A 12,986-nucleotide genomic window follows, 5' to 3' on the forward strand; every position below is an offset into this window, starting at 1 on the left:
CAATGAATTCTCCACACATGGATTACAGCCTGGCGCCTCGCGCCAGCGGGCCGGTGTCTTGGCTGGAAACACTCCTGGTAACGGGCTTGGCCATTGGCCTCGGCTTCTGGCTGACTCCCGAAGACCCGTTGCAAATGCACGGTGGTTTCCCCTGGCCAATCCTGGCGCCACTGCTGTTGGGTGTGCGTTACGGTTTTGTGCGCGGCCTGTTCAGCGCCGTGCTGCTGGTGGCGGCGCTGTTTGCCCTGCGCTACACCGGGCATGCAGGTTATACCCAGCTTGAGCCCTCGTTCATCGTCGGTGTGCTGGTGTGCGGGATGCTGGTGGGTGAGGTTCGCGACCTGTGGGTGCGCCGCCTGGAGCGTCTGCAGATGGCTAACGAATACCGTCAGTACCGCCTCGACGAATTCACCCGTGCCCACCAGATCCTGCGGGTGTCCCATGACCTGCTGGAGCAGCGCGTGGCCGGCAGTGACCAGAGCCTGCGCAGCTCGTTGCTGGGCCTGCGTGAAAAACTGCGCGGCATGCCGGTCGAAGGCGACGCATTGAGCGAGCTGGCCGAGCCGATCGTGGCGATGCTCGGCCAATACGGTGCATTGCGCGTGGCAGGTTTGTACCGCGTCGACGACAGCGAGAAAAACCTACTGCCCCAGGCCTTGGCGATGATCGGCGTGATGGGGCCGCTGGAAACCGATGACGGTTTGATCCGGCTATGCCTGGAACGCGGCGAACTGGTGAGCGTACGCCAGGAACTGATCGACGCCGGTAACGCCGCGCAGTTTTCCGCGCTGCAGGCCTGCATCCCGTTGATCGATGCCGAAGGCCGCTTGCTGGCGATCCTGGCGGTTCGGCAAATGCCGTTCTTTGCGTTCCAGGACCGCACCTTGAGCCTCTTGTCGCTGCTGGCCGGCCACATTGCCGACCTGTTGCGCCGCGATCCGCAAGTGCTGAGCCTGCCCGATGCGCACGCCCAGCAGTTTTCGTTGCAGCTCAAGCGGTCGTTGGTGGACGTGGAACAGCACACATTGCCCGCCGGGTTGTTCGCGTTCGAGATGACGCGCGCCAACGAGGAACTGTCGCGTCTGATGGAGCGCAGCCAACGTGGCCTGGACTTGCACCTGGCGGTGCGCAACAACCGCGAACATCGCCTGCTGCTGGTGCTGTTGCCGTTGACCAGCCCGGAAGGTACCGAAGGCTACCTGGCGCGGATTGGCATGCTGTTGCACGAGCACTTTGGTATCGACACGGACCTGGACAGCCTGGGTGTGCGGGCCATGCCTTTCAACCTGGAGCCTGACTGTGATCGCAACGGGCTGCGTAACTTCCTTTACAACGAGTGTGGCCTGAATGATCAGCAAGTGGCTGTTTAGCGGCGCCGTGCTGCTGGAGGCGGGCAGTTGGGCCAGTCTGTGGCTCGATGCGCCGCAGATGCACCAACTGCTGGTGTTCACCTTCAGCCATGGCTTGGCCTGCCTAATGCTGTGCGGCGCCGTATGGTTGCTGTTGCCGGCGCGCTACCGGGCGCCTTTGCCGTGGAGCCCACTGTTCATTTTCAGCCTGGCGTTCTTTGTGCCGGTGATCGGCACCCTGGGCGTGGTTGCGTCGATCTTCCCGGCGCTGTACCTGCCGCGTAAACGCGACCAGCAGGCGTGGCGATCGGTGGGGATCCCAAGCCTGCCGTTCCGTGCGCAGGCCCAGACACGCACGCCGATTTTCGCCGATGGCGGTTTGCAGGACGTGCTGCGCCACGCGCCCGATCCCGATCAGCGTCTGGCCGCTTTGCTGGCGACTCGCCGCATGCCTGGCAAGGACGCGGTACCCATCCTCAAGCTGGCCTTGGGTGACCCCAGTGATGACGTGCGTCTCCTGGCGTACTCGATGCTCGACAAGCAGGAAAGTGACATCAACCTGCACATTCAGATGGCGTTGGAACAGTTGGCCGGCGTCAGCCCCCGAACTGCCGGCCCGGTGCACAGCATGCTGGCGCGATGGTATTGGGAATTGGCCTACCTCGGCCTGGCCCAAGGCAGTGTGCTCGAGCACGTGCTGAACCAGGCCAGCGAGCATGCCGAGCAAGGTCTGGCGGCCGGTGAGGGCGGTGAGCTGTTGCTGCTGGCCGGCCGTATTGCCCTGGAGCGCGGTGAAAACGAGCGAGCCGAGGCCCTCTTGCACGAGGCTGAGCGAAACGGTCTGGGTGAGGCTCAGTTACTGCCTTTCCATGCCGAGCTGGCGTTTGAAGCGGGTCGCTATCACGAAATCCCCGGGCTGCTCGCCAGGCTGCCGGAAGAAACCCGTCAGCGGCCACCCTTTGCTGAGTTGGTGAGGAGCTGGAATGAATCATAAGGAAGCCACCCCGACGGCCGACATCTGCCTGCTGCTGGAAGGCACCTGGCCTTACGTGCGCGGCGGCGTATCGAGCTGGATTCACCAGATGATCCTCGGCCTGCCGGAGCTGACTTTTTCGGTGATGTTCATCGGTGGTCAGCGCTCGGCGTACACTTCGCGGCGTTATGAAGTGCCGGTGAACGTGGTGCACATCGAAGAGGTGTTCCTCGAAGACGCGACGCACCCCGCCGATACCCGTGGCACGCCGCGCGATGCCGACCCGCAGCAGTTGGCCGACCTGTATCGCTTTTTGCACCACCCGGACCCGCCCGAGCGGGAACTGGGTGAGCGCCTGCTCAATTGCATCGCCGAGGGCCATATGACCCTGGATGATGTACTGCGCAGCCGTGCCAGTTGGGAAACCCTCAGCGAAGGCTACCGCCAGCACTGCGCCGACCCGTCTTTCGTCAACTATTTCTGGACGCTGCGTTCGTTGCAGTCGCCGTTGCTGATGCTCGCCGAGGCCTCGCGCAAGATGCCGCCCGCGCGGGTGCTGCACTCGATTTCCACCGGTTACGCCGGGCTGCTGGGCTGCATCCTCAAGCACCGCTGGAAATGCACTTACCTGCTGAGCGAACACGGTATTTATACCAAGGAGCGCAAGATCGATCTGGCCCAGGCCACCTGGATTGCCGAAACCTCCGGGCAGGCGCTCAACCGCAGCCTCGACGGAGGCTCGGGGTATATCCGTACCCTGTGGGTGCGCTACTTCGAACGGATCGGCCAACTGGCCTACAACAGCGCCGACAAGATCATTGCCTTGTATGACGGCAACCGTCAGCGTCAGATCAAGGACGGTGCCGATCCGAGCCGCACGGCGTTGATCGCCAATGGCATCGACCTGTCGCAGTGGTCCCGCGCCATGGAAACCCGTGAGCCGGGCATTGCACCGGTGGTTGGGTTGATCGGGCGCGTGGTGCCGATCAAGGACGTGAAAACGTTCCTGCGTGCCATGCGCGGCGTGATCAGCGCCATGCCGCATGCCGAAGGCTGGATTGTCGGCCCCGAGGAAGAAGACCCGGAATACGTGAGCGAATGCCGCAGCCTGATGGCGAGCCTGGGGCTTGAAGGCAAAGTGCACTTCCTGGGTTTCCAGCGCATCCAGGACATCTTGCCCAAGCTTGGCCTGATGGTGCTGACCTCGATCAGCGAAGCACAACCCTTGGTGATCCTCGAAGCCTGGGCTGCCGGTACGCCGGTCGTCAGCAGCGACGTCGGCTCATGCCGCGAACTGATCGAAGGCGGCAGCGCCGAAGACCGCGACCTGGGCGTGGCGGGCAAGGTGGTGGCGATTGCCGACCCACAGGCGACGTCCGCCGCGATCCTGGAACTACTGCGCAGCCCCGAGCGCTGGCAGGCTGCACAGGCCGCCGGCTTGCTGCGGGTCAACCGTTACTACACCGAAGCCCTGATGCTGCAGCGCTACCGCGACCTGTACCAGGCCGCCATGGAGAATAGTTAAATGGCCGGTATTGGCTTCGAACTGCGCAAGATCCTCTCGCGTGACTCTTACACCGCCACCTTGCACGCCTATGTGTATGCAGGCCTGATCAGCTCCGGCCCGTGGGTGCTGTCGATCATCAGCGTAATGCTGGTGGGCATCATCAGCCTGGGCCTGCTGTTGCCCAACTCATTGGTGGGGCAGTTTCTGGTCACGGTGACGTACCTGATGGCCAGCTCATTGATCCTGACCGGTGGCCTGCAGTTGTTCTTCACCCGCTTCGTGTCCGACCAGTTGTTCGAGCACAACTACGAGCAGATCCTGCCCAACCTGCTGGGCATATTGTTGATGGTGACGGTCGGTGCCGGGGTGCTGGGGGTTATCGTGCTGGCGCTGCTGTTCGATCAACCGCTGGTCTACCGCGTGCTGGTGCTGTCGAACTTCGTGGTGCTGTGCAACCTGTGGCTGGTGATCATCTTTCTGTCGGGGATGAAGAAATACAACCGCATCCTGCTGGTGATGGTAGTGGGTTACTCGCTGATGGTCGCGTGCGCCTACCTGCTGAGCTTCCTGAAGATGCCCGGCCTGTTGCTGGCGCTGCTGATCGGGCACGGCAGCCTGTTGTTCCTGTACCTGTACGACATCCTGCGCGAGTACCGTGCCGAGAAAATGATTGCGTTTGATTTTCTCAATCGTCGCAACGTGTTCCTCAGCCTGCTGGTGACCGGGTTCTTCTACAACTTCGGCATCTGGGTCGACAAAATCCTGTTCTGGTTCAACCCAGGCACTTCCAACGAAGTCATAGGCCCGCTGCGCGCCTCGATCCTGTACGACATGCCGATCTTCATCGCTTACTTGGCGATCATCCCCGGCATGGCCGTTTTCCTGGTGCGTATCGAGACCGACTTTGCCGAGTGGTACGACCGCTTGTTCCGTGCCATCCGCGATGGCGAGACCTTGCAGCACATCGGCTCGCTGAAAACCGAGATGACCCTCTCCATCCGCCAGGGCCTGCTGGAAATCTGCAAAGTCCAAGGCCTGACCGTGGTGCTGCTGTTCCTCTTCGCCCCGCGCCTGCTGGAATGGATCGGCATCTCCAGCTACTACCTGCCACTGTTCTACATCGACTTGATCGGCGTGAGCATCCAGGTGGTCTTCATGGCGTTGCTCAACGTGTTCTTCTACCTCGACAAACGCCGCGTGGTCCTGGAACTGTGCGTACTGTTTGCCGTACTCAACGCAGCCCTGACCCTGCTCAGCATGCACCTGGGGCCCAGTTTCTTCGGCTACGGGTTTACGTTGTCGTTGCTGGTGTGCGTATTGCTGGGGCTGGCGCGGTTGTCGTCGGCGCTGGAAGATCTGGAGTATGAGACGTTTATGTTGGCGCGGTGATTGGGTTTCAGGTGGTGTGAGAAGGCACTTGGCGTTCGCGGCAAGTGCCTTTTTTGTTGGGGGCTGGATGGGGCTTTATAGAGAGCGATAACGAACCTCGCCACAAGTTGGACTGCACCATGGCGAGGACAGGCCTTTTCAGTGAGGTCTACTGCGCGCTATTGCCGGGTGACTCCAACACCTTCACCACGTCATCAATCACCGCCTTGCTCATCTCCTGCAAATAATGCGAAGCCCAGGCATAACGGTCCGTCTCCCGCGTCATCGCCGCCTCTTCTGCGAGCAGCTTGGCGACATGGAGCAGGTCGGAAACATGGTGCAAGGCTTCATGCAGGGAAACACCGCTATTGACGCGGAACAGAGGTTGGTCGGAGTGAAAGGAGAAGGGGGTGACGCCGAGGGTGGTTAACGCAGACGGACTTGTAGCGGTCATTGGTAAAACTCCCATATCTGGTGAGAACTACCACATTCGTTATCAGGCGAATTGGGTGGCAGCTGTGCGCAGGCTGATAAACCGGAGATACAGGAACCCGGCAGACCCGAAGGTCTCCCACGCACAGCCGCCATTGCACGAAATGGTGGGCGAAAAAAAAACGCCTGCAAATCGGGTTTTGGGGGCGCTTGGTGCGCCTGCATCTTGCCGGGTTATCAGGCCCGATCGCTGAATTGGCAGCGATGGAACGGAGGGTAGCGTGGTGGGACGTGGGGAGCAATCAGGAATATTGATGGGATGATTTTGAGGCCCTCATTAGGGTGTGTAGGTTGCTACTGAAATTATTGTTTTTATGGCTGGGTCATAATTATTGCCAGTTCATAATTTGGAATAAACGTAGAGATCGGGGGGGTACAGAGGAAGGCGTTCAGCGCTCATGGGAGGTTTGTTTTTTTCTACTGAGCATGGGGACCTGTGGGGGGAGAGGGGCCGTGTGGTGTTGGTGGGTTGTCGGCGAATGAAGCCAAATAGATTTTTCGTTTCTATCAGTTGGATGACAGCGGGAGATTAGATTTCATCACCAGTGGATCGCTTTTCGAAGGGACTACAAGTTCAGATGTTTTTTGTGAGGCAGGAGATTTGTTGGGGGCTGCGATGAAGGTCGGCCGTGAGCTGACTGACGAGGCAAGCAACAAGAAGGGAGGTTTGGGGGAAATGCGGGCTGTGTTTTTTTGAGTTTGGGCGTTTTGTGGACGTTTTCCCGAAAACCGCAGTGTAGATTTTCAGTGTTTTCCAAGCCCCAGAAACCACAAAGCCCTGCGTTGTGGGGCTTTGAGATATGGTGCGGCACCAGACGAACGGTATGTTTCTGCAGGGCTAGGTTTTTCGGGCGTCTGGTGTTCGCTGGGAAATTCGGCGTATCCAAATAGTAACTATAAACAAATCAGCTAGTTATGGCGTTCGGTGGAATCGAACTCGGGATTTTAGATGTCAGCACGTTGTCGGTCTGCGAGTGATTCAGAGCCGCATACGGAATGGTAAACCTCCCGAATTCGAACGTTGTTGATCATCCCCCCGTCGAGAATAGGTAGGAATCCGCCAAAAGCTGCCGTGGCGACAGGCAGCAGATGGCCCAGAGTGTGTAAAAACGCGCTGATGCACTGTCGGCGCGCAGCGCTGACGGTTGTTAGCGGGGTAATTGCTCAGAACAAGTCCTACGGACCATCACGACGACCTGGGAGCCCGTAGCGCCGCTGGGTGGCCAAAATACAGCCCTCTTCAGGCCGACAGCGCCTTCATTAAACCGCTGGTACCGAGAATTTTTATGACTCGCTTAAAGTTGTAGGCGAGGACGTTCAAGCTCATCTCCGCACTTACCCCGGCCAGCTTTCGGGTCAGGAAATGTGTGGAGCCCATCCATTGCTTGAGTGTCCCGAAGGGATGCTCGACCGTACGCTTGCGGACTCGCATCATGTCCGGCGCGTTGCCCAGCCTGCTCTGCATTTCCTCCAATACGGCTTCATGTTCCCATCGCCGAACTCGCCGTTGCTTGCTCGGTGTGCACTTCGATTTCAGCATGCATCCCTGGCAATTAGAACTCCAGTAACGGTGCAACTTCAGGCCTTTTTCAACGCTGGAAAAACGCCAGATCAACGCCTCTCCAGCGGGACAAATGTATTCGTTTTTTGCCGCGTCATAGTGGAAGGCATCGTTATTGAAACGCCCGTCAGCCTTGGCTCCAGAGGTCATCGGCTTGGGCACATAGGCGGTGATACCTGCATCGTGACAAGCCAGGATTTGTTCGCTTTTGAAGTAACCTCGGTCAGCCACTACCGACAAGGTATCTGACGCCATAACCTCGCGAGCCTGCTTGGCCATCGAGCTGAGTTGATCGCGGTCGGAGCCGACGTTGGTAACTTCATGGGCAACGATCAAATGGTGCTGGGTATCGACCGCTGTCTGCACGTTGTAACCGACGATTCCAGTGCCGCGCGTCATCATGGAACGGGCGTCTGGATCGGTCAGTGAGACCTGTTTATCCGGTGATTCGTTAAGCTGAGTTTCAATCGCTTGAAGCTCTTTCATTTGCTTCTTCAGTTTGGCGATCTTCTCTTCCAACCCCACTGGGCGGGGGGCGGAGGCTGTTGATTCTTGTCGATCAACAGCATCAAGCTCGGTCAGGTAGCGGCTGATGCTCGATTCAATTTCTTCCATTCGCCGCTTTAGTTTGGCGCTAGTGAAGTTGCGGTCACGATTGTTGACGGCCTTGAATTTACTGCCGTCGATGGCAACCAGGTTTTCTCCGAACAATCCGAGCTGCTGACAGAGCACGACGAACTGACGACAGACGCCTTGGATGGCCTTGCTGTTGTCTTTTCGGAAGTTGGCGATGGTCTTGAAATCCGGCATCAAACGACCCGTCAACCACATCAGCTCAACGTTGCGTTGAGCTTCTCGCTCCAGGCGTCGGCTCGACTGGATGCGGTTGAGATAGCCATAGATATAGATCTTCAACATGACCTCAGGATGGTAAGCAGGTCGGCCCGTATCAGCAGGAATAGCGCCGTCGAAGCCCAAATTGACCAGGTCGAGTTCGTCGACGAAGACGTCGACTATACGTACCGGGTTGGTATCGTTGACGTAGTCGTCGAGGCTTTCGGGAAGTAAGGTGCCTTGACCTCTATGCTCCCCTTGAATAAAGCGCTTCACGAGACGATCCTCTTGTGGAACTCGAATGTTGGATGCTGCTGTGAAGATAGTGAAATCTACCCGTTTTGACGATGTCGACCATGATTTAGGGTATGAGTACCGTGGTCATAATTACAGCGTGCAGAACGATGGGGACATATTCCTGATCAGAACTTACGACGACGAACCAGGGTGTGCGACTGTCGTAAGTCCGACCACGGCGCATGCCAAGGGCAACCTTAGACAGCTCGTCGCTTTCTTGCAGACGGAGTTTGGGGTCTCTAGGATCAAGCTCTACAAGGGGGATTTGGGGAGCTACGCTGAGATCGACCTTGAAACGTTGGCATTCCTTCCCATTTAATTCGGCAGCGATAGCGCGGTTGGTGTTTTTACACACTCTGGGCCGGAAGCGGACGTTCGCAATCGACCGCTAACGACCAGGAGGCAGACCGTCTGTTATATAAGGGTTGGTCCTGCCCCCTTTTTCGGTCCAAAGATGGGCAAATGAAATTGAGGTCGATGACGCAACTGGTAAGCGCAGCAGTGGGAACTGTCAGATAGCCATTATCGATAGGTTCCGCTACGCTCAATACGTCTGGAACGGCTCACAACCAACCAAAGTAACAGCTGACAGTCCCCTAAAAATCACGCATGGAAAAGCATATGTCAGAACTCTCAGGAAATCCATCATCCAGAGCTATTGGAAGCGTTTACAAAGAGAATAAAAGATTTGTTGTAATTGGTTTAACTGGAAGAACTGGTTCAGGCTGTTCTACATCAGCAGAAATTCTTTGTAATGCCTCCATTGAACTTCCAGAGAGTGCGTATCCCGGAATTACAAATAATGAGCTAAGAAAACATCGAATAATAAAGAAATTCATTGGGCACCGATGGCAACCATTTAAGTGTCTTCAAGTTAGAACTGTTATAACTAGATACATCCTTGCCTTAAATTTTCCAGAATTTTGCCGCTTTGTTTCTGACGTGATGGTTAGAGATATGCACAAGACTTCCGAGTTCCTGAGAGAAATAAAAGAAGAATATGAAGATTTGCATATCGAAATATCTGAATACCTCAGAAGCCCTGAAAAAACACTTGATGAAATCGAAGCTAAGCAGGAGTTTGCTTTTGATCTGTATTTCAAGAGATTGCCGTTTTTTTCAAACAAGATACGCGACGTCTTAAAAAATATATCGATTGATGCGTACACAAAAATATATCAGAGTGCAGGCGACAACATTCGAGCCTCAGGACAGGTAAATAGCTCTAAATTTGACGATTCAAAAGTTTTTCATTTTCCAAGAACTATAAACAAAGTAATAAAATCAGCGCATCACGTGGCCCGGAAAAATAATGAGTCCTGCTTTATTGTGATTGACGCTATTAGGAATCCCTATGAGGCAATATTCTTTAAGGAGCGTTATGCGGGTTTTTATCTGGTTTCAATAAATACAGAGAATGACAATAGGCTCGCCCATCTCCGCAGCACTCATAAGTTTTCTGAATCTCAAATAAAAGAGCTTGATGAGAAAGAGTATCCGAGTAAACTTTCGGGCTATAGTAAATTTATTTCTCAGAATATACAGAAGTGCATAGAAATATCCGACATACACATACACAACCCTAGAAAAGAACAATTCAATAATGTTGAGCTTAAATGCCAACTTGCTTGGTATATTTCTTTAATACAGCATCCCGGCTTGGTAATGCCAACATCTATAGAAAGTTGCATGCAAATTGCTTACACGGTCAAGCAAAGTTCTGGCTGCATATCCAGGCAGGTGGGAGCAGCTGTTACTGACGAAGAATTTTCTGTCAAGTCAGTTGGATGGAACAATACACCACAAGGGCAAGTGCCATGCCTTCTCAGAAATGCCGAAGACTTACTCCTTGGTCAAGATACTTACGCATACAGTGAGTATGAAAGAAATGATAGTAAGTTTAGAGAGGTTTTGCATGGAAAATTTGACAAGCTAAGAAAGTCATTCCTATTGGAAGGTCGCAATTTGTCTTTTTGCTTTAAGGATATGCAAAATGAAATAGATGGTGAAAAAAACCAAGTTCACACACGCTCCCTACATGCAGAAGAGAATGCATTCCTTCAGATTTCAAAGCATGGCGGAATGAAACTTAGAGGCGGGATATTGTTTACTACAGCTAGCCCATGCGAACTTTGCTCTAAGAAAGCCTATCAACTTGGAATCAGCAAAATCGTATTCATTGATCCTTACCCGGGGATCGCCACTAGGCATACTCTATTGGTAGGGAGGGATAGTCCAGAGCTACAACTCTACAGAGGAGCAGTTGGCAGGGCATATCACCAGCTTTATCAACCAATAATGCCATACAAGGATGAGCTTGAGACACTGTTATCAATACCAGGTAATGCAAACAAAAAAGCTGTTCGGACAAAGATGCTGGAAAAAGAGAATTTAGAATTAAGAGAAGAGCTTGAGCGACTAAAGAACCAACTAGATAACCTTGGTAGGTAAGATGAGCTACATATAGGTAATTACGAAAGTAGAATTGCTAATCTCTCCAAAAGGGCGCGGATTTTTTTAGAAATAGTTCGTTCCCTTTTTTCACCGCTTTCGGTTGTATTGAGGAGGGAGTTGGCGTTCTAATGCATGGGATTATGGCTTCGGTCGAAATTGTAGTTGGGGTTAGGCATGACGCCTAAAAGTATTTGGAAACAGGGGGCAGACCACCATTATTGAAACCATGCTCTGACCCCTATTTTTGTTCTCGTTGCTTTAGCAGTTCCAATTGCTGTTCTACGCTGAGGGCCGGCTTATCGAAGGGCCTCATGTAGTTTTCTCCAGGCAAAAAAAACCCGCACGATTTGAGCTTGCTGACTGGGTCAACCTAGGCTTGGCGGGTGTGTTGGGGTGCATTATAGGTAGCTGGAGGAGGTCGTCAACTTCATGCTGAAGTGAAATTGTAACGGGTAGGTGTGCAGGCAGATTTGGATGGGCAACCGGACTTGCATAGGGGGCGAAATCTGAAGATCAAAAGATCGCAGCCTTCGGCAACTCCTACAGGGCGGCGGCGGGGTGCTTTTTAGGCGTTGGATTTCTGAATGCCAGAAACAACAAAGCTCTCACATTTCTGTGAGGGCTTCGTCTTATATGGTGCCGGCACCAGGAGTCGAACCCGGGACCTACTGATTACAAGTCAGTTGCTCTACCAACTGAGCTATACCGGCGTGTTAGGGCGACGATTATAGCGATTGGCAAGGTTCTGTAAACCCCTGAATTCTGACTATTTTTGCAGAACCCACGCTTTTTCCACACTCACCCCTTTTTCCAGCTGGCGAGTGTAGGATTTCTCCCTTGCCACCGAAGGGTCTACCCCGGCAAAAATCTTCTCAAAACCCAAGGAAGCCCCACGTGAAACGGATTCTCTCGCTGTCCCTCATCCTTCTCACTGTCGCGCTCGCTGCGTGTTCGTCCAACAAACCCGCCAACGACCCGGCGCTGGTGGGCACCTGGAAAGGTCTGCGCACCGAGACCGGTAAATGTCAGTTCCTGTCGTGGACCAACACCCTCAAGCCCGACGGTCGTTTTGTGATTACCTTCTACCGCGATGCACAGCAGACCAAGGTGATCCAGACCGAGCAGGGTTCGTGGTCGGCGGCCAATGGCAGGAATGAGTTGCGTACCGACGGCGTGCGTTCGCCGGATGTATACACCTATAAGCTGCTGGACGCAGACACGGTGCATTACGTGAGTGTGGCGTCGGATCCGACCAGCGATTGCCAGGATGACTACGCGTTCACCGAGCGTCGTGTGCGCTAAGCCTTCAGAAACGCTCCGAAACCGGGCACTCAGGTGCCCGGTTCGCGCAAGCCTCAACTGCCTTCTGCGCAGTTATCTGCGAACTTTTTGTAGTCCAATACCTGTTGCTGCCCGTGGGAATCCAGGTAGGTCATGTGCGCATTCACGATCCCACACGCTCCGTTTGTGTCTTCGACAGTGGTCAGCACGCGCTGGATATCCAGCTTGGGCTGTACGTCGGCGTGGGCGTTGACGGCAAAAGCCAGCAGGCTGACGGCGATCAAGGTGTTCCAGTTCATGGTAGGTATCCTCCGGGTTCAACAAGTGGGTGTGGGCTTATTGAGCGCCCTGGAGGTATCTGCACTGTGTCATGCGGCGCGGGTTTTGCTTCGTTGTGTAGCGAGGCCGTGACTGCATACACAGCGATACACGGGCGGTGGCTTTATGGACCATTTGGATCGACCGCTCAGCCGGTTTTCCCTTGAATACAGGTACGGTTTACGTATTCTGTGCCGCGATATAAACCGTCAGTTTTATCGCGGTTCCTTGTAGGCAAATTTCCGAGACAATGTAGGGCAATTGAAAATCTGTTGAAGCGTATGTCAGTTTTGTGCCGTTTTTGTCCACTCGGCCAACTTTTTTTGCGAAATAATGATGCAAGTTCATGTTCTTACAGCGAATGGCTTTTTCTCCGCAAAATAGTCATAAAAATGGCGTTGCGCCGTTCGTCGGATAGATTTGAACTAAAATCATCAAAATACTGACACCATCAATGTGATATCACAGAATGCGCCCGACACCACATAACTAGAAAAATACGAGGTCAGCTCATTGCTGGCCTTTTTATCGCCTTTTAAAGCGCAAATCAGG

Annotated in this window: 10 protein-coding genes and 1 tRNA gene; 7 read left to right on the plus strand and 4 right to left on the minus strand. The window is 54.4% G+C overall.

What is annotated here, in order from left to right:
* Window positions 1-2 precede the first annotated feature (2 nt).
* The 4 genes from BM026_RS10420 to pelG are packed head-to-tail and all read left to right on the plus strand — an operon-like array spanning window position 3 to window position 5,218.
* On the plus strand, window positions 3-1,370 hold the full coding sequence (locus tag BM026_RS10420) for a PelD GGDEF domain-containing protein (RefSeq protein WP_256575512.1): 1,368 nt from the start codon (window positions 3-5) through the stop codon (window positions 1,368-1,370).
* Complete coding sequence (locus BM026_RS10425) at window positions 1,348-2,343, plus strand: HEAT repeat domain-containing protein (RefSeq protein WP_071492456.1); 996 nt, start codon at window positions 1,348-1,350, stop codon at window positions 2,341-2,343. The genes BM026_RS10420 and BM026_RS10425 overlap by 23 nt, the downstream gene beginning before the upstream one ends.
* On the plus strand, window positions 2,333-3,847 hold the full coding sequence (gene pelF, locus BM026_RS10430) for a GT4 family glycosyltransferase PelF (RefSeq protein ID WP_092248458.1): 1,515 nt from the start codon (window positions 2,333-2,335) through the stop codon (window positions 3,845-3,847). The genes BM026_RS10425 and pelF overlap by 11 nt, the downstream gene beginning before the upstream one ends.
* A complete protein-coding gene (pelG, locus tag BM026_RS10435; protein WP_092248456.1) occupies window positions 3,848-5,218 on the plus strand; it encodes an exopolysaccharide Pel transporter PelG in 1,371 nt (456 codons plus the stop codon).
* A 148-nt stretch (window positions 5,219-5,366) separates the two neighbouring features.
* Here the strand turns inward: pelG and BM026_RS10440 are convergent, their stop codons facing one another.
* On the minus strand, window positions 5,367-5,651 hold the full coding sequence (locus tag BM026_RS10440) for a DUF3077 domain-containing protein (protein WP_092248453.1): 285 nt from the start codon (window positions 5,649-5,651) through the stop codon (window positions 5,367-5,369).
* A gap of 1,278 nt (window positions 5,652-6,929) precedes the next feature.
* Window positions 6,930-8,360 (minus strand): IS1182 family transposase, encoded by a 1,431-nt coding sequence (locus tag BM026_RS10445; RefSeq protein WP_093528427.1) that lies wholly within the window; start codon window positions 8,358-8,360, stop codon window positions 6,930-6,932.
* A gap of 25 nt (window positions 8,361-8,385) precedes the next feature.
* Between BM026_RS10445 and BM026_RS10450 the strand changes: the two genes are divergently transcribed.
* Together BM026_RS10450 and BM026_RS10455 are read left to right on the plus strand one after the other, a co-directional pair.
* Window positions 8,386-8,700: a hypothetical protein gene (locus BM026_RS10450; protein WP_093528430.1), complete on the plus strand. Its 315-nt coding sequence runs from the start codon at window positions 8,386-8,388 to the stop codon at window positions 8,698-8,700.
* A gap of 302 nt (window positions 8,701-9,002) precedes the next feature.
* Entirely contained in the window at window positions 9,003-10,832 is a 1,830-nt protein-coding gene (locus tag BM026_RS10455) for a hypothetical protein (protein WP_093528433.1), read from the plus strand.
* 637 nt (window positions 10,833-11,469) lie between these two features.
* On the opposite strand, the gene BM026_RS10460 is transcribed toward BM026_RS10455, so the two are convergent.
* Window positions 11,470-11,545: transfer RNA gene (locus BM026_RS10460), tRNA-Thr, on the minus strand.
* Between the two features lie 184 nt (window positions 11,546-11,729).
* Between BM026_RS10460 and BM026_RS10465 the strand changes: the two genes are divergently transcribed.
* Complete coding sequence (locus BM026_RS10465) at window positions 11,730-12,137, plus strand: hypothetical protein (RefSeq protein ID WP_071492447.1); 408 nt, start codon at window positions 11,730-11,732, stop codon at window positions 12,135-12,137.
* Between the two features lie 53 nt (window positions 12,138-12,190).
* On the opposite strand, the gene BM026_RS10470 is transcribed toward BM026_RS10465, so the two are convergent.
* Window positions 12,191-12,415, minus strand: a complete 225-nt coding sequence (locus BM026_RS10470) for a DUF2790 domain-containing protein (protein ID WP_058426315.1) — start codon at window positions 12,413-12,415, stop codon at window positions 12,191-12,193.
* Window positions 12,416-12,986 lie beyond the last annotated feature (571 nt).

This window comes from Pseudomonas sp. NFPP24 (genome assembly GCF_900112095.1).
Lineage (GTDB): Bacteria > Pseudomonadota > Gammaproteobacteria > Pseudomonadales > Pseudomonadaceae > Aquipseudomonas > Aquipseudomonas extremorientalis.